The organism is Microbulbifer sp. JSM ZJ756 (genome assembly GCF_044383805.1).
Taxonomy (GTDB): domain Bacteria; phylum Pseudomonadota; class Gammaproteobacteria; order Pseudomonadales; family Cellvibrionaceae; genus Microbulbifer; species Microbulbifer zhoushanensis.
Map to the genome: position 1 here is coordinate 1 of NZ_JBISER010000010.1, position 17,201 is coordinate 17,201.

At 60.0% G+C, this 17,201-nt stretch carries 18 protein-coding genes and 1 pseudogene; 17 read left to right on the forward strand and 2 right to left on the reverse strand.

All coding sequences use genetic code 11. The annotated features are described in order from the left end of the window. The 9 genes and pseudogenes from ACH6CX_RS15355 to ACH6CX_RS15395 all read left to right on the forward strand — a co-directional run. A pseudogene (locus ACH6CX_RS15355) lies at positions 1 to 682 on the forward strand (IS3 family transposase); the annotation flags it as partial. Positions 683 to 736: 54 nt separating this feature from the next. After that, positions 737 to 1,285, forward strand: coding sequence for a hypothetical protein (locus ACH6CX_RS15360; protein WP_233005846.1), 549 nt, complete (start codon positions 737 to 739; stop codon positions 1,283 to 1,285). Between the two features lie 124 nt (positions 1,286 to 1,409). Continuing rightward, a complete protein-coding gene (locus tag ACH6CX_RS15365; RefSeq protein ID WP_233005845.1) occupies positions 1,410 to 1,790 on the forward strand; it encodes a hypothetical protein in 381 nt (126 codons plus the stop codon). Positions 1,791 to 2,211: 421 nt separating this feature from the next. Next, entirely contained in the window at positions 2,212 to 2,580 is a 369-nt protein-coding gene (locus ACH6CX_RS15370) for a carboxymuconolactone decarboxylase family protein (RefSeq protein WP_233005844.1), read from the forward strand. Between the two features lie 180 nt (positions 2,581 to 2,760). After that, entirely contained in the window at positions 2,761 to 3,363 is a 603-nt protein-coding gene (locus ACH6CX_RS15375) for a cation transporter (protein ID WP_233005843.1), read from the forward strand. Between the two features lie 176 nt (positions 3,364 to 3,539). Beyond that, the gene (locus tag ACH6CX_RS15380; RefSeq protein ID WP_233005842.1) at positions 3,540 to 4,991 is read left to right on the forward strand and encodes a catalase; all 1,452 of its coding nucleotides are present in this window, start codon (positions 3,540 to 3,542) and stop codon (positions 4,989 to 4,991) included. An 83-nt stretch (positions 4,992 to 5,074) separates the two neighbouring features. Then, on the forward strand, positions 5,075 to 5,497 hold the full coding sequence (locus tag ACH6CX_RS15385; protein WP_396675811.1) for a hypothetical protein: 423 nt from the start codon (positions 5,075 to 5,077) through the stop codon (positions 5,495 to 5,497). Between the two features lie 228 nt (positions 5,498 to 5,725). Next, the gene (locus ACH6CX_RS15390) at positions 5,726 to 6,571 is read left to right on the forward strand and encodes a DUF817 domain-containing protein (protein ID WP_237064360.1); all 846 of its coding nucleotides are present in this window, start codon (positions 5,726 to 5,728) and stop codon (positions 6,569 to 6,571) included. A gap of 38 nt (positions 6,572 to 6,609) precedes the next feature. Next, on the forward strand, positions 6,610 to 7,674 hold the full coding sequence (locus ACH6CX_RS15395) for a peptidase M42 (RefSeq protein WP_233005839.1): 1,065 nt from the start codon (positions 6,610 to 6,612) through the stop codon (positions 7,672 to 7,674). A 9-nt stretch (positions 7,675 to 7,683) separates the two neighbouring features. Here the strand turns inward: ACH6CX_RS15395 and ACH6CX_RS15400 are convergent, their stop codons facing one another. After that, on the reverse strand, positions 7,684 to 8,646 hold the full coding sequence (locus ACH6CX_RS15400) for a YwqG family protein (RefSeq protein ID WP_233005838.1): 963 nt from the start codon (positions 8,644 to 8,646) through the stop codon (positions 7,684 to 7,686). Positions 8,647 to 8,810: 164 nt separating this feature from the next. Here ACH6CX_RS15400 and nhaA point away from each other — a divergent pair, with 164 nt between their 5' ends. From nhaA to mnhG, 8 genes are all read left to right on the forward strand, one after another. Beyond that, complete coding sequence (nhaA, locus tag ACH6CX_RS15405; RefSeq protein WP_233005837.1) at positions 8,811 to 10,049, forward strand: Na+/H+ antiporter NhaA; 1,239 nt, start codon at positions 8,811 to 8,813, stop codon at positions 10,047 to 10,049. A gap of 226 nt (positions 10,050 to 10,275) precedes the next feature. Continuing rightward, entirely contained in the window at positions 10,276 to 12,579 is a 2,304-nt protein-coding gene (gene mbhE, locus ACH6CX_RS15410; RefSeq protein WP_334079178.1) for a hydrogen gas-evolving membrane-bound hydrogenase subunit E, read from the forward strand. Then, on the forward strand, positions 12,576 to 12,992 hold the full coding sequence (locus ACH6CX_RS15415; RefSeq protein WP_233005835.1) for a Na+/H+ antiporter subunit B: 417 nt from the start codon (positions 12,576 to 12,578) through the stop codon (positions 12,990 to 12,992). Before mbhE ends, ACH6CX_RS15415 begins: the two co-directional genes overlap by 4 nt. 2 nt (positions 12,993 to 12,994) lie before the next feature. Then, complete coding sequence (locus ACH6CX_RS15420) at positions 12,995 to 13,363, forward strand: Na+/H+ antiporter subunit C (protein WP_233005834.1); 369 nt, start codon at positions 12,995 to 12,997, stop codon at positions 13,361 to 13,363. Position 13,364: 1 nt separating this feature from the next. After that, positions 13,365 to 14,870, forward strand: a complete 1,506-nt coding sequence (locus ACH6CX_RS15425) for a Na+/H+ antiporter subunit D (protein ID WP_233005833.1) — start codon at positions 13,365 to 13,367, stop codon at positions 14,868 to 14,870. 19 nt (positions 14,871 to 14,889) lie between these two features. Beyond that, on the forward strand, positions 14,890 to 15,363 hold the full coding sequence (locus tag ACH6CX_RS15430; RefSeq protein ID WP_233005832.1) for a Na+/H+ antiporter subunit E: 474 nt from the start codon (positions 14,890 to 14,892) through the stop codon (positions 15,361 to 15,363). Beyond that, positions 15,363 to 15,704: a monovalent cation/H+ antiporter complex subunit F gene (locus ACH6CX_RS15435; RefSeq protein WP_233005831.1), complete on the forward strand. Its 342-nt coding sequence runs from the start codon at positions 15,363 to 15,365 to the stop codon at positions 15,702 to 15,704. Before ACH6CX_RS15430 ends, ACH6CX_RS15435 begins: the two co-directional genes overlap by 1 nt. Then, positions 15,691 to 16,038 (forward strand): monovalent cation/H(+) antiporter subunit G, encoded by a 348-nt coding sequence (mnhG, locus tag ACH6CX_RS15440; RefSeq protein ID WP_233005830.1) that lies wholly within the window; start codon positions 15,691 to 15,693, stop codon positions 16,036 to 16,038. Before ACH6CX_RS15435 ends, mnhG begins: the two co-directional genes overlap by 14 nt. 36 nt (positions 16,039 to 16,074) lie before the next feature. Here mnhG and ACH6CX_RS15445 read toward each other — a convergent pair whose 3' ends face one another. Then, positions 16,075 to 17,199, reverse strand: coding sequence for a 5-(carboxyamino)imidazole ribonucleotide synthase (locus ACH6CX_RS15445; RefSeq protein WP_396675816.1), 1,125 nt, complete (start codon positions 17,197 to 17,199; stop codon positions 16,075 to 16,077). Positions 17,200 to 17,201: the final 2 nt, after the last annotated feature.

Genomic DNA, 17,201 nt, shown 5'->3' on the forward strand with positions numbered 1-17,201 from the left:
AGGCTCGCTATGGGGCTCCCAGGATTGCCCGAGAGCTCTTGGATGCAGGGGTCCCTTGCTCAACCAACTATATCGCTGGAATTATGCATAAAGAGCATATCCGTGCGAGGAATGGAAAAGGTTTTCGTTATAGCAGGCCCGTCGAAGGTAGAGTCAACGTTGCTACCAACCTGCTGAAGCGATGCTTTCAGCTAAATCGGCCTAACCGTCGCTGGACCAGCGACACTACCCACATCTGGGTTAGAGATAGATGGTTGTATCTCGCCGTGGTGATGGACCTGTATTCGCGTCGCATCGTCGGGTGGCGCTGGATACCCAGATGACCGAAGAGCTTACGCAGCGGGCATTGAAGATGGCCCTGCAGCATAGGGAGTCAAAGCCAGGCTTGATCGTGCATTCAGACCGGGGCGTTAAGTATCGAGCCCAGGGGTATCAGGACCTGCTAATGGCGAATGGCTGCAGATCCAGTATGAGCCGCCAGGCCAATTGCGGGGACAACGCCGCAATGGAGTCCTTCTTCAGCCGCCTGAAGCTAGAGCTGGTATACGCGGGGCATTTTAAGAGTGTCAACCAGGCGAAGGCTGAAGTGTTCGAATACATCGAAGTTTTTTACAACAGGGTACGTAGACACTCTACACTGGGATACATAAGTCCAGCTGAATATGAGCGCAAATGCGCATAGTTATAGTGTCTACTTTTTGTGGGTAAGGCCACCTTTTTTGACTCAGAGGAATAAATGAAGAAGCTACTTGTACTATTTTTTTTGTGCTCTCAAGCAATCGCATCTGAACCAGGTATCTCACTTGAAAAAATCGATAATAAAGTAGACTTGGGCGAGTATCTGACAATGATTGTAGATACCGTAAAAGACAGCAAGAACCGGATTCGCTTCTTTAAGGCTGAGGAGCTCTACGAATACCACTGTTATGAAGATTGCGGGTATATCTTTCTGACCTCTGCAACCGGCCCGGACCTACCGTATGAGTTCTTCCCGTATCGAGTGATTGGGGCCAAGGATATTAAGATATTGCCTTATCACGGCAATGAAACATGGCGTGACTACGGTTTTGAATGTGGTTGGAGGCAAAGCCAGTATACTGAACTGGAAATTAAAGACTATACGAATAAAAAAAGGAACTTTGCTCTTGTTGAACTGAGCATTCCCGCCAGCGACGAGGGTGAGCTCAATTATAATTCTGTGAAGTTACAGTTGATGGAAAAGCGCTCTGAGAAGCTGCCTTATAGCGCGATACCGCCGGGTTGTGCTACCGATCTGGTAGGCTAACAACAACTAGCTGCAGCTGATGCCTTGCTTTGTGCGATTTTTGTGCGGCGGCTGCGCACCCATTTTCGTGTAAACTGCGCATAGGGAAGATCGCCCTCTGCGGGCAGCATTATGTGAAATCTAGATGAGCTATTTAGTAAGAGTAATAACTGGGCTATCGGCAATAGCGTTGCTGTTAGTTCTAGTCATGGTTTTGTTTGCGTTGGCACCGTCGTTCCTGCTGGAGTACTGGATGCTGGCAGAATTCATGAGTGGTGATTGGCAATCCTCTAGTGACACAATTGATTACATTTTAAGATTTTCCGTGAGCTTCTGGATGATAGTTGGCTTCAGTTACCTGTTCGGTGCGGCGGTTTATCGCTTTCTAAGAGTCTCATTCGGAAAAACATGGATGATCGTACTGGAATCGGGCCGCAGGAGCTATTTCCCTGCGTTCTGGAAGTTTATTCTCGGGTCGCTGCTATATTTTCTGCTGGTTACCCTTACCCTGTGGCTTCTTCCGTGAGCCATGGCAGCCATTGCATGATAATCGCAGGCAGATTGCTCCAGCGCTTTGGGTAGCGGCGGCCAATGGAAGGATCAAAGTCCTTCTAGCATGGTGAGAAGATCCGGGAAGGGCGCGATTCCAGCAAGGTGTGCGGACTCCCAGGCGTGCCGAAGCGCGGTTTTTATCCTGGGCACAGTATTAGGCAGCCTCAGCCCACCACTTGCCCCCGTGCTGCCCGGCTCCGGCGTGTGGGCGCTTGCAAGGTCCTGGCTGGGATCATGTTTTCAACTACATTGGCGTGAGCTTGCCTGTTTTTGATCCGGGTAGCAGCGGCGCCATCGCCAGCTCTTTTGAGCGGAAAGGCGTTTGCCAAGTCTTGACGTAAGCCCCCGGATCTGTGCAGGTATTCCGGCTTTGATACACGGTGAGGATACAAGCCATGACTAAAAAAGCGCCAGAAGCTGGTGGGTACCCCGACAGGTTACAGAACTTCGAAAAGCACGCCCGCACCCTGTCATCGGCACAGCCCGCGGTAATGAGTGCATTCTGGGACTTGCACAAGGCGGCGGTGTCTGGGGGCGCCCTCGATTCGAAAACGAAGGAGCTGATAACACTGGCAATCAGCGTTGCTACACATTGCGATGACTGCATCGCGCACCATACACATGACGCGCTTGAAGCCGGCGCCAGCAGCGAGGAAATTGCCGACGCACTCGGTGTGGCGATACTGATGGGTGGTGGAACCAGCGTGGTTTACGCCACGCACGCCATCAGAGCGCTGGAGGAATTTTCCGGCCCGGCAGGATAAGTAGACCTACCCGGGTAGCCGAATGGGTGACCGCTGCTGGCCTGGCTGGTTGCAGCTCTTTTGCACTATTAGCCGCAGAATAGTGAGAGCTACGCATTTGCAGGTGGTTTACCCTTGGGTATCTTGTATGAGTGCGTTGCGGCAGGGGGTTTTATACAGCACCAGCTAGCCGGGGTATAGATGACAGGGTGTGATGAAGAGCTGGATGCCAGTGCCGGGCGTGAACGGGGGACGCTGATCGCCGTTCTCGCCATCAACGCCGTGATGTTTGTGATTGAGCTCCTGACCGGTGTGCTGGCGGAATCAACGGCGCTGATTGCCGATTCCCTCGATATGCTCGCCGATGCCACCGTATACGCCATCAGTCTTTATGCGGTGGGCAGGGGCAGTCAGCTTAAGCGGCGTGCCGCACGCCTCAGTGGAGTACTGCAGGTTACCCTGGCGGGGCTGGTGCTGCTCGATGTGCTTCGCCGTTTCCTGCTGGGCAGCGAACCAACCAGCGGCCTGATGGCGGGGATGGGCATCGTGGCGCTGGTTGCCAATGTGGCCTGCCTGCTATTGGTTGCACGCCAGCGCCACGCCGGGATACATATGCGGGCTTCCCTGATCTTTTCTGCCAATGACGTGATCGCCAACCTGGGCGTTATTGTGTCCGCGGGGCTGGTATGGCTGCTGGACAGTCGCTATCCCGACCTTGTGGTTGGCCTCGTCATCGCGATGGTGGTTTGTCGCGGTGGTATTCAAATTCTTATTGAGGCTGGTGAATCCCACACTGGCCGCTGATGAGGCAGCTGTGCGTCCGCACCGAGCCAGACGAGGCCCGCCCCTGTAGCCCAGGCCGCTGGTGGGCCGGGCAGGGCAACGGTTGTTGTGCGCCTTTTGCCACTTGCTCCCGGTGCGGCTGGGCTATGTTACCCCTAGCAATCTCCCCCGCCATTTCGATCCCGAGGATAAGACCCGTGAGCAAGGACGACCGCAAGCCCACCACCAATGATGCCGGCATGCCGGTGCCCAGTGACGAATACTCCCTTACCGTTGGGCCGGATGGCCCGATCCTGCTGCAGGACCATTACCTGATCGAGCAGATGGCCAACTTCAACCGGGAGCGGATTCCGGAGCGCCAGCCCCATGCCAAGGGTTCCGGTGCCTTTGGCTATTTCGAGGTGACGCAGGATGTGACCGCCTACACCAGGGCGGCGGTGTTCCAGCCCGGTACCAAAACCGATACTGTCATCCGTTTTTCCACCGTGGCCGGGGAGCGGGGCAGCCCGGATACCTGGCGGGATCCGCGGGGCTTTGCCCTGAAGTTCTACACCAGCGAGGGTAACTACGACCTGGTGGGCAATAATACGCCGGTGTTCTTTGTGCGCGACCCGATGAAGTTCCAGCACTTTATCCGGTCCCAGAAGCGCCGTGCCGACAATGGCCTGCGGGACCACGATATGCAGTGGGACTTCTGGACCCTGTCGCCAGAGACCGCGCACCAGGTCACCTGGCTGATGGGGGACCGGGGCATCCCAAAAAGCTATCGGCATATGAACGGTTACTCCAGCCATACCTATATGTGGGTGAACAAGGATGGCGAGAGGTTCTGGGTCAAGTACCATTTCAAGACTGACCAGGGCATCGAATGCCTCACCCAGGAAGAGGCAGACCGGCTGGCCGGGGAAGACGCCGACGTACACCGCCGCGACCTGTTCGATGCCATTGCCGGGGGCGACTACCCCAGCTGGACGCTCAAGGTCCAGCTGATGCCATTCGATGAAGCGGAGAAATACCGTTTCAACCCGTTCGACCTGACCAAGGTCTGGCCACACGACGACTATCCGTTGCAGGAAGTGGGCAAGCTCGTGCTGAATAAAAATCCCACCGACTTCCATACCGAGATAGAGCAGGCCGCGTTCGAAGTTAACAATACGGTCCCCGGTATCGGCTTCAGCCCGGACAAGATGCTGCTGGGCCGGGTGTTTTCCTATGCTGATGCCCACCGTGCACGTCTGGGGGTCAACTACAAGCAGATCCCGGTCAATGCGCCCAAGTGTCCGGTGCACAGTTACAGCAAGGATGGCGCCATGCGGGTGCAGAAAGTATCTGACCCGGTCTACGCGCCCAATTCCAAGGGCGGCCCGGCTGCGGACGGGGGGCAATATCCCTACCGGGAGAAGTGGTCCGCCAGCGGCGAGTTTATGCATGCCGCTTACACCCCCCATGCTGAGGACGACGACTTTGTGCAGGCCGGGACCCTGGTGCGCAAAGTGATGGACGATGCCCAGCGCGAGCGCCTGGTATCGAATGTGGCGGGCCACCTGAGGGCCGGTGTGACGGATGAGGTGCTGCAGCGGGCCTTCGGGTACTGGCGCAATATCGACAAGGATATAGGTGACAGGATTGAGAAGGCAGTGAAAGCCTGACAAGTCCCTATTCCGGAGGAACCCCGGATACGGGTGCCCACCTCCATCGCTGATAGCAAGGGATCGATTACCGGGAAGCTGATATGGCGTTTGTGGCCATTATTGCGCTGTATGTGTCACTGGGGATACTTGCGGCAGCGGGTACCATTGCCATTTCCGGGCGCCTGTTTGCCGGAGTGGGTGAGTGGGTTTTCTATAGCCTGCTGTTAATCCTGATCGCCGTCTTCTATCCCGTGTTCAGCGTATACTTCACCAACCCCGCTAGCTGGCCAACAAAACTGGTTGCCGCGGCCGGATTCGGCTTGCTGGGGCTGTTGGGCTTGCGGTTCGCCGGCGCCCTGGTGGCCGGGTACCTGCTGCACGGGCTCTGGGACTTGCTGCACGAAGCCTGGGCAGTTGCTGGCGTTGGCATCGGGCTTCCCCTGACTGAAATCCCGCTCGCCTACGGCTTCCTGTGCCTGGCGTATGACTGTTCAATTGCCACCTATATTCTCCGATGTCGATAAGCCTGGTTGGGGCAGCCGAGCACAAGCTGACCGGGAGTGCGCGACCAGCGGGGAGGGACGCAAGGCAGCTTGCAGCGTGGAACAGGTGAGGCCAGGGTGACCGGGGAATCCGCTTGCCATACTCGGCCATCACCATGGCGGCATCGCCCCGCCTGCTTGCACCTGCCATGAAGTGAGGGGAAACTTGGGGCAATGGTCGGCACAGACCGGCAGTTTAGAGGGGGCGGTATGAGCTTGGCGGTGTTTATCAGGGAGCTGTGGCTGTTTGGCGTCAAGCAGGCCTACGCCTGTATGTTTGGTGGCTTCCTGCTGCTGGTGATGATCGTTACCCGTTACTGGTACCCGCTGGAATCCCTGCACCGTTACGATTTTATTTTCCTGGCGGCGGTGGCTTTCCAGCTGTTCCTGCTGCTGTTCCGCTTTGAGACCCTGCGCGAGGCCCTGGTGATCGTGGTGTTTCACCTGGTGGCCACCGTGATGGAGCTGTTCAAGACCGCGGATGCAATTGGCTCCTGGGTATATCCGGAAGCCTTTGTGTTTGGCGTGGGTAATGTGCCCCTGTTTACCGGCTTTATGTACAGCGCGGTCGGCAGCTATATCGCCCGGGTATGGCGCATCTTTGATTTCCGCTTCACCGATTACCCGGGGCATTACTGGGCAGTGACGCTGGTGGCCCTGATTTACCTCAATTTCTTCACCCATCATTTCCTGCCAGACCTGCGCTGGCTGTTGCTGGCGATAACGGTCCTGTTATTCTGGCGTACCCGGATCTATTTCCGTGTCGAGCGGGAGCACCGCTATATGCCGCTGTTGCTGGGGTGGTTGCTGGTGGCGCTGTTTATCTGGCTGGCGGAGAATATCGCTACCTATGTAAACATCTGGATCTACCCCAACCAGTCCGCCGGCTGGAACCCGGTGCCGCTGGCCAAGCTGTCTTCCTGGTACCTGCTGATGTTGTTGAGCTTTGTGCTGGTATCGCTGGTCAACCGGGTGCGGGGCATCGGCGCCCGGGGCGGGCAGCCAGTGGCTGGGGCCGGAAAAAACGGCCTGGTTGCGCCGGCGCTGCAGGACTGACTGTTACCGGGCCAACAACAATACGGAGGCTGTGACACATGCAGAAGCCGGACGAGTTTATCGATTTGCTCAAGCTGCTGGTGCGTAGCCCCAGCGTGGTGGGTGCAGAGCACGCATTCTTCCGGGTACTCCAGCGGGAGCTGGAGGAGCGGGGTGCCGAGGTCACCTGGTATGAGGGGCTGCTGGTGGCACGGGGGCGCGAGCCGGAGTCGGTGATGTTTTCCGCCCATGCCGATCGCCACGGCCTGATCTGTACCGGCCCCAATGAATTCCAGTATGCCGCTTTTGTTGCCGGGCGCCGCTCCGACCTGCTGGGCAACTCGGTTTCCGAAAAGCTGATGCGGAAGATCGTCGACCGGTTCCACGGGGTGCCGGTGACGGCTTACGAGCCCTGGTCCGGCTCCTATCTCGGCAGCGGCGAGATCGACCGCGCCTACGTGTGCGAGTACCGCAATAACCTGATATTCGAGGTGAATGGCCTCGATCACCTGGTAGCCGGTACGCCGGTGGCGTTTCGTGATGGGCTGACCGTCGGGGATGGCATCCTGAGCGCGCAGCTCGACAATGTACTCACGGTGGCCCACCTGGTGCACCTGTTTTCCCTGGGGTTCCAGGGGACTGCCTTTTTCACCGCCCAGGAGGAGTCCGGTAGCAGCTGGCGCTACCTGCTGGAGTGGTTCCGCCGCTTCAACGGCGGCACTGACCGGCTGATTGTGGTGGATACCAGTCCCTACCCGGACCGTGCCACGGCCGACCAGCAGCAGGTGGCCCTGCGCCGGTGCGATGCCAACGCGGCTTTCCACGGGCCCACCACCACCATGCTCGAGGCTCTGTGCCGGGAGCACGGCATTGCCTACGGCTACAAGGATGCCTATATCGAGGAGCTGAATCGCCGGGCGGAGGCCGCGGGCCAGGAGCCGCAGTCACTGGGCAGTACCGAGCTGGGCCGGATTGTGGCGGCTTCCGAGGGCTTTGTGCAGGGTACCACCCTGCAGGTGCCCACTACCGGTTACCACACCATGGAGGAGTCTGCCTCGGTGGAGAGCAACGCGGCGTTCAGCCGGTTGCTGTACCTGGTGGCGCGAGCGGCCGGCGCCTGCTGAGCTGCCTCCCTAGCAGCAGTCCCAGTTGTACCAGACCCGGCTGAAGTCGCGCCGGGCCAGGTCCTGGGGGCGAATAAAGAAATTGCCCACCCCGGCGTCACCCCAGAGGATTTCCACCCCCTCACGGCTTTCGCTGTCCATCTGGAACAGCAGGGGCCAGGCATTTTCCGTTTCCCCTTCGCGCGGGTCATCCTGGGTGAAGTTGGCGTAACCACCGATGCGGCTGCCGTCGGCCTCGTTGCGGTCGAATAGCTCGTCCATGACCTCGTCGGGCAGGCTGGAGAGGTCGATACCGGTACGGCCGAAGCGGTAGTCAGCCAGGGCCGGCAGGCCGGATTCCCGTGAGAATGTGAGCGCATACTCATCCTGCAGGGGAAAGAACTCGGCATCCCGGGTGTCCGGCACATCCGGTTCCAGCGCAGCCGTGTCGCGCTCGATCACCGGGTGGTAAACCACGCGGTAATTGCTCGCCCGGTGTGCTTTGCCGGTGGCGGCTCCGGCGCCATCGAGCGGCAGGCCAAGCAGATCGTCATCGGTGATAAAGAACTGCAAAAGGCCGCTGTCCGGCAGCCCCGGGAAAGAGGGAAGCTCAGGGATCTCCTCAAAATTCAGTTGCGCCAGCAGGAACAGTGACCGGCCGTTGTCCGCCCGCGGATAGTCCAGGTCGCGGGGCCAGTAGGGACGGCCGCCGAACTTGCTCTGCCACGGGTGCAGGGCCGGTTTCGGCTGAGGGCTGATGGCGATGTATTCAAGCCTGAACTGCTCGAGGCGCCGGTCGATCTGCTCCAGCGCGGCGTCGAGCTCCTCCCGCGACAGGGTGGGTCCTCTCAGTGTGCCGGGTCCGGTATCCGGCGCGGTGCCAGGGCGGGCCTGCTGATCCCGCTTGCGTGCCCCCTCACTGTGGAAACGCTGGTAGAGGGAGATTGCGACCAGGATAAAAACGGCAATAGTGACAAAGGCGGATGTAGACATTCTCTGGGTCCAGGCTGGGGTACGGAGAGCCTAACAGCTAACGGCACGTCAATCACCACCGTGACAGCAGGGTAATTGTGCGTTCTTTTTTGCACCCTTAGCTGCTCCAAAATGGTCTGCCGTGCGTATACACCGGCTTTGGAGGAACTTTAAGGGGAGGGGGAATGAGCCATTCCATAGCGGGGCTGCTGCAGCGATTCTTTCGTATGGAGTCTGCCGGGGGAATATTGCTGATACTGATGGCACTGTTGGCGATCCTCATTGCCAATTCACCACTGCATTCGTATTACGACCTGCTGTTACAGACGCCGGTCGAAGTTCGGGTGGGCGGCTTCGCCATCGACAAGCCGCTTCTGCTGTGGGTAAACGACGGCCTGATGGCGGTTTTCTTCTTCCTGATCGGCCTGGAGCTGAAGCGCGAGTTACTGGAGGGAGAGCTTTCAGAGCCCTCGCGGGTGGTGTTGCCGGCGCTCGGGGCGGTCGGGGGGATGCTGTTCCCGGCACTGATTTACGTTTTTTTCAACTGGGATGACCCGCTCGCCCTGGAGGGATGGGCGGTGCCGGCAGCCACGGATATCGCCTTTGCCCTGGGTGTGCTGTCGCTACTGGGCTCCCGGGTACCGCGATCGGCAAAGGTGTTCCTGGCATCACTTGCCATCTTTGATGATGTCGGCGCCATCCTGATTATCGCATTCTTTTATACCGACAATATCTCTCTGGTGGCGCTGGCAACTGCGGCCGGGTGCATCCTGGTCCTGGCGGCGCTGGTCGCAGCGCGGGTGGAGAAGCGCCGGATCTACCTGGCGGTGGGGTTGGTGATGTGGGCCTCCCTGTTGAAGAGCGGCGTGCACGCGACACTTGCCGGTGTGCTGCTGGCGATGTTTATCCCGCTGCATTCCCGTCACCGGGAGGGCTTCTCACCACTGAGGCACCTGGAGCACGAGATTCACCCGATGGTGACTTTCCTGATTCTCCCCCTGTTCGCCTTCGCCAATGCCGGCGTGAGTTTTGACAACATGGATGCGGACTACGTTTTCCACGGGGTGCCGGTGGGTATCGCACTGGGCTTATTTGTCGGCAACCAGGTGGGGATCTTTTCCCTGTGCTGGCTGGGCGTACGACTGGGCATCGCCCGCCTGCCCGGTGATATGTCCTGGCTGACGCTATACGGCGTCGGTGTGACCTGCGGTATTGGATTCACCATGAGCCTGTTTATCGGCTCCCTGGCGTTTGAGGAGTCGGGCGTGGACCGCTTCTTTGATGAGCGTGTTGGCATCCTGCTGGGGTCCCTGATGTCAGGTGTCATCGGCTGGGCTGTGCTGCGATTTGCCTTGCGCGAGCGCGATGGCGTCACCGATGCCACCTCGGCGCTCAGTTCCGCCGGGTCCACCGCCGGCCGATAGCTCGGCTCCCTCATGGGGCGTCGGTCCCGGCGCCACATCGGCCCGTGACAGCCGGTAAATCCTGCTGGATGGTTCCGGTGTGGCTTGCCGTCGCAAAACGCACTGGCGTGCTTCGCCCCAGCACCCTGCCGCCCGACTACAATTCTCGAACCCGATGGGTAATCGGCCGGGGCGTTGAATCGGCAGCGCCAGCATTGAAACATGCTGGTGCCGGGCAGGGACTTGTATGGTTGGCAGGAAGCATACCGTTGCAATGGCGCCGGGCCGGCGAAGCGAGATAGCGCTGACCCTGGTGGTACTGGCAGTGCCGCTGTGCCTGTCGCTGTGGCTGCTTTCCATGGTAGGGACCGTGCGCGAACACGGCTCGCTGGAATTTGCCCTGCCCTGGGTGCCCAGTCTCGGTGTGTCGCTGGATTTCCTCGTCGACGGCCTCAGCCTGCTGTTTGCGTTACTGATCAGTGGGATCGGTGTTTTCGTAACCCTTTATGCAGGCAGTTATCTTGCGGGGCACGCATTGTTGCGTCGCTTCTATCTGTCGCTGCTGCTGTTCATGCTGGGCATGCTGGGCCTGGTGTTGGCGGGGAACCTCATCACCCTGTTCGTCTTCTGGGAAGTCACCACCATTGCCAGCTACCTGTTGATCGGTTTTGACCACTCCAGCGAGACGGCCCGGCGTGCCGCCTTGCAGGCATTACTGGTGACCGCGCTCGGTGGGTTATGCCTGCTGGCCGGTCTGGTACTGCTGGGGATGGTAGTCGGAAGTTACGACCTCTCTACCGTACTGGGACAGGGAGAGATCGTCCGCAGCCATGGGCTTTACGGACCGATACTGATCCTGGTGTTGCTGGGCGCGTTTGCGAAGTCGGCACAGGTGCCGCTTCACTTCTGGCTACCCAATGCCATGGCGGCACCTACACCGGTTAGCGCTTACCTGCATTCGGCAACCATGGTCAAGGCGGGTATCTACCTGATAGCGCGGCTGCATCCGGTGCTGGGATATACCGATCTGTGGATGTGGACGCTGACGCTGGTGGGGGCCGGCACTGCAGTGATTGCCGCAGTACTGGCCCTGCGCCAGACAGACCTCAAACTGGCGCTCGCTTATACCACCGTTGTCGCCCTGGGCACCTTGACCATGTTCCTCGGCTCGGAAGCATCGGTCGCGATCGCCGCAGCCATGACATTTATCCTGGTGCACTCTTTTTATAAAGCGGCACTTTTTATGGTGGTGGGGATCATCGATCACCAGGCGGGTACACGGGAGCTCGGCTCCCTGGGGGGACTGGCTGCACGTTTGCCGGTGACATTTATCGCAGCACTTGCGGCGGGCCTGTCGATGGCGGGGTTCCCGCCATTTCTCGGTTTTATTGGCAAGGAGCTCAAGTACGAGGGCGCACTGGCGATTGCCTCTGAGCCCCTGCTGGTGGCCGGCGCGGCCGTGTTCGCCAATGCGCTGATGGTGGCGGTGGCGGCGACGGTAGTGTTGAAGCCCTTCTGGGGTCGTTTGCCGGCCGGGCTCCGCTCGACACGAGAGGCGACGCCGGGACTGCTGGCCGGGCCACTGCTGCTCGCTGGCCTGGGGCTGACGTTTGGGCTGGCGCCGGGGCTGGTGGCAGAAAGTCTGGTGCAGCCGGCCGTCACTGCGGTCCTGGGGCGGCCGGAGACAGTGAAGCTGAAACTCTGGCACGGAATTAACCTGCCGTTTTTCCTCAGTGTGGTGACGCTGTTACTCGGCACGACGATCTTCCTCGGCCAGCGGCGGCTGCGGTCGGTGTTTGACAGGTTGGCACGCCTGCTACCTGTCAGTGCCGACCACAGTTGGGACCGGGCACTGGCGCTGTTCAGGCACCTGGCCACGGTACAGACTCGCTTTCTGCAGCATGGCATCCTCAGGCATTACCTGGCGGTGGTGTTTGCCAGTGTGGCGATCGTGCTGCTGTGGGTGCTGGCGGAAGGCGGTGTTTTATCGATGGGTTTGTCCTGGCCGGAACTCACGGTCAAGGAGTGGGCGGCACTGGTGCTGGTCCTGACCGGGGCCCTGTTTGCGACAACCAGTCGGGCGCCGTTGGCAGCGATCTGCAGCCTGGGAGCCCTGGGCGTGGGGATTGCGCTGATTTATCTCTTCTTTGGTGCGCCGGATGTCGCGATTACCCAGTTGTTGGTGGAAACCCTGTTCCTGGTGCTGGTGGCAATGACCCTGCACCGGCTGCCGGTACTGTCCGGTGCCCATATTGCTGGATTTCGCCCCTGGGACGCACTGCTGGCGTTACTGGTGGGCAGTGCTGTGTCCCTCACTATGCTCGCGGTCCTGGAACAGCCGTTTACCAGTCCCACCAGGAGCTTTTTCGAGCAGGCAGCAGTGGCGCAAGCCTACGGCCGCAACATCGTCAATGTCATCCTGGTGGACTTTCGCGCACTGGATACTTTCGGGGAGGTATTGGTGGTCCTGGTTGCAGCGGTGGGTGCTGCGTCGCTGTTGGGGCAGCGATTACGCGGCGGCAAAGCGGCAGGAGGGAAGCGGCAACCGTGAATTCGATTATCCTCCAGGGCGCGACCCGGTTGCTGGTGGCCCTGATACTCCTGTTTTCCGTGTACATGTTGCTCCGCGGCCACAACCAGCCCGGCGGAGGGTTTATTGCGGGCCTGATTGCCGCCGCGGCATTCATCCTTTACGCGCTGGCCTGGGGGATGGCCGCGGCGCGCGCCTCGCTGCGTGTGGCTCCCGCTCGCCTTGCGGCAGCGGGCGCGCTGCTGGCCGCCGCAGCGGGCTCACTGGCAGCGCTTGCGGGTTTGCCGCCCTTTACGGGGCTGTGGTTGTTTATCGGTGGCAGTGAAACCGCCAAGGGCATACCAATTAGCAATGTGTTGCTGTTCGATACCGGTATCTACCTGGCGGTGGTGGGTTCGGTGCTGACCCTGTTCTTTGTGCTGGAGGAGGACTGATTGTGGAGACGGCCCTGGCTGTACTGGTTGGTGCCATGACCGCTACTGGGGTTTACCTGATGCTGGCGCCAAATCTTTTACGTTACCTCTTCGGGCTGATTTTGCTTAGCAATGCGGCCAACCTGGCCATTTTTGCGGCCGGGAGATTGACCCGCGCCGTGCCGCCGCTGGTTCCCGAGGGCCTCGATGTCCCGCCCGTGCCGGTAGCCAACGCCCTGCCGCAGGCTATGATCCTCACGGCAATCGTGATCGGCTTTGGCCTGCTGGCCTTTACGCTGGCGTTGGTGGTCAGTTGCTACCGGCAGCTGGGCACATTGAATTCGGACACCATGCGCCTGGCGGAACCGCCCGCTGCGGGCGGGGAGCACTGACTTGGGCTGGTTGCTGGCGCTGCCATTCCTGTTGCCGATCGCCAGCGGACTGCTGGCTTTCGCAGCCAGGCGCAACACCGGGCTGGCTCGCGGTATCAGCCTGCTGGGTTGCGGCCTGCTGCTGCTTGTCACGGCCTGGATCTTTGCATCGGTTTCGCGGCAGGGGCCGCTCGTTGCCCAGATGGGTAACTGGCCTGCACCTTTCGGTATTACCCTGGTTGTGGACCGTCTCAGTGCGATCATGCTCCTGGTCACTGGCCTGGTGGGGCTGGCCGTGGGGGTATTTGCGCTCGCGGATATCGACCGGCGGCGCGAGCGCCTGGGTTTCCAGGGTTTTTTCCAGCTATTGCTGGCGGGTGTCTGTGGGAGTTTTGTCACCGGCGACCTGTTCAACCTTTATGTCTGGTTCGAGGTAATGCTGATAGCCTCGTTCGCACTGCTGGTGCTCGGGGGCGAGCGGCAGCAGGTCGATGGTGGCATAAAGTATGTGGCCCTGAACCTTGTTTCCACCCTGCTGATGCTGACCGCCATTGGCCTGGTCTACGGGCTTACCGGCACCCTCAACCTGGCCGACCTGCACCTGGCTATTGCAGCGCAGGGTGAGTCGGTGGCGGTGAACGCGCTAGCGGTATTGTTGATCGGTGCCTTCGGTATCAAGGCGGCACTGTTTCCGCTGTTTTTCTGGTTGCCGGCCTCTTATCACGTCCCCCCGGTAGCGGTGACGGCGGTCTTTGCCGGTTTACTCACCAAGGTAGGAGTCTACGCGCTGATTCGTACCTTTACCCTGGTGTTCCCTGCTGACCTCGAATTTGCCCACAACCTGCTGCTGGTAGCAGCGTTACTGACCATGCTCACAGGTGTTCTCGGGGCCGCAGCCCAGTATGAATTCCGTCGCATACTGGCGTTTCACATCATCAGCCAGATCGGTTTCCTGGTGCTGGGGCTGGCCCTTTTCACCCCATTGGCCCTGGCTGGGGCGGTCTTTTACATGATTCATAACATCGTGGCCAAGACGAACCTGCTGCTGATCAGCGGCACAGTCAGGAGAATGGCCGGAAGCTTCGAGCTGGCACAGATCGGGGGGGTGTACCGGGCCAGCCCATTGATGGCGACGCTGTTTTTTATTGCCGCGTTCAGCCTTGCCGGTTTCCCACCACTGTCCGGGTTCTGGGCCAAACTGCTTCTGGTAACCGCCAGCCTGGAAGAGGCGTCTTATTGGGTGGCCGCGGTCCTGCTGGTCACCGGGGCGCTGACGCTATTCTCGATGAGCAAAATTTGGGCCGAGGCATTCTGGAAGGAACACCCGGGCGGTGGGGCGCTGGCACTGGCTGCGCTGGGCAGGCCTGAGCAGTGGCAGCGAGTGGTGCCATCCCTGTTGCTGGTCCTGGTAACAGTAGCGATGGGGATCTATCCGGAACCCCTGATTACATTTGCCAGGGATACGGCAGATGAACTTCTGAATCCGGCTGGCTATATCGATGCGGTTTTATCGCAGTCGCCTGACTGATATGCGGAGGTAGTGGGGTATGAAGCTCTTCCTTTTAAACATACTGTTGGCAATCAGCTGGTCAGCCCTGACTGGAAACGCTTCACTGCTGAATTTCCTGGCCGGTTTCGCCATCGGTTATGCAGCTCTGGCACTGTCCCCGCTTGAGACCGGGGGACGGGATTACTTTCGGCGATTGCCAAAGGCCCTGGGACTACTCATTTATTTCCTGCGCGAGCTGCTGGTGTCTGGATGGCGCACGGCACGGGAGGTGCTCTCGCCCGTCCGGCGCAGTCAGCCACGGGTAATCCGTGTGCCAGTTGAATTGCGGGAGCGCAACCAGGTGTTGCTGCTGTCGCAGCTGATATCACTGACTCCCGGTACCCTGGTCCTCGATGTCTCGCCCACGGCAAACGCCCTGTATGTGCACACCATGTTTGTCGGTGATCCAGAGCAGTTCCGGCGGGAGCTTCGCGAGGGGCTGGAGAAGCGGGTGAGGGAGGTACTCGACTGATGTTGGAAGTTATTGTGGAGGGTAGGTCGCCACTGCTGGCGCTGGCGGCCAATATTGCCTCGTGGCTGCTGCTGCTGGCGCTTGGCCTGTGTTTCTATCGCCTGGCCCGCGGGCCGTCACTGGCGGATCGCGTAGTCGCCCTGGACGTACTGAATATCCTCGCTGTGGCTTACTGCGCTTTGCTGGCGATCGCTTCCGGACGGGCGGTGTACCTCGATGCGGCAATCGCGCTGGCATTGGTGGCATTCCTGGTGACGGTGGCGTTTGCCCATTTCGTGGAGCGCAGTGTGTTGCGGGAGCAACCCGAAACTGACAGGGGGAAAAACGATGTGGATCACTGAATGGCTGATTGCGGCATTGATTCTCGGGGGCAGCTTCTTCGGCTTTACCGCTGCTCTCGGGCTGGTGCGTATGCCGGATATTTACATGCGTATGAGTACATCGGGCAAGGCTGCCACACTGTGCTGTGGCCTGCTGCTGGCGGGTGTTGCGATCCTTTTCCAGGATGCAAAGGTCACTGCGCGGGCAGTGGCAGCAATTCTGTTCCTGTTGCTTACGGTACCCGTCGGCGCCCATATGATTGCGCGGGCGGCATTCCGCACCCGCTCACCCATGTGGGAGGATACGGTCCTGGAAGACGATCCCCGGCCGGCGGCGCCGGCCGAGGATGGCTGAAGTTTTGGCCATACTGAGCTTGGATCTACCGCGTATTCAGGCGCTGGCCGCGAGCCGCGTCTGCCGCTCTGGGTACAGTTCCGCCAGTACCTGCTCCACCCGCCGGTCCAGGCGCGCACTGACCTCGTCGAGCAGCAGGACGTGGCCCAGCTTGCGGCCCGGGCGCGGGGATTTTCCGTAAACCCACACACCCTCGTTGGGTGTCTCCGGAGCGGTATCAATGCCGAGCATATTGACCATGGCCGCCGGGCGATCGCAGTGGGTATCCCCCAGGGGCATATCCAGTATCGCCCGCAGGTGGTTGGCAAACTGGCTGGTGGCGGCGCCGCCCAGGCTCCAGTGGCCACTGTTGTGGACCCGCGGGGCCAGCTCGTTGACCAGCACACCGGAAGCGGTGACAAAGCATTCCATGGCGAGCACGCCCACATAGTCCCAGTCCCGCAGCAGTGTTTCCAGGTAGCGGTGTGCGGTATCCAGCTGTTCATCGTCCCGCTGTGGCACCGGTGCCCGTGAGACCAGCAGGGTGCCGTTCACATGCAGGTTTTCGGCCATGGCGTAGGTGCGGGTCTCGCCGCTGGCGCTGCGTACGCCAATGATGGAAACCTCGCGCGTGAAGGGCACGCCTTTTTCCACCACGCAGGGCAGGTTGCCAATCTCGCCGCGAATTTTTTCCAGCTGCGCCGGACTATCGATACGCCACTGGTTCTTGCCGTCATAGCCGCTTTCGCAGGCCTTGATAAACGCCGGGTAGCCGAGGTAACGGATTGCCCGGCTGATTTCGTGGGCGTCCCCGGCGGGGAGAAATGGTGCGACGGGAATCCCAGATTCCAGCAGTGAGAGTTTTTCCCGCAGGCGGTGCTGGGTCTTGGCCACGGCATCCGGACGCGGGTAAACCGGACAGAAATCTTCCAGCGCGCGCAGCAGGTCGAGGGGCACATCCTCGCGCTCGGTGGTGATTACTTCCGGGGAGCCAAGGGCCTGGTACAGCGCCGCGGGATCGGGGGCTTCACCTGCCCGGACGATTTCCCCGAGGCCTTTCACACAGGTGACATTTTCCTTTCCCAGCGCAATGAAAGCGAATTCCAGCCCGAGTGCCTGGCCCTCCTGAGCCATCATCCGGGCCAGCTGTCCGCAACCGATAATCCCGACACGGTGGTTCATGA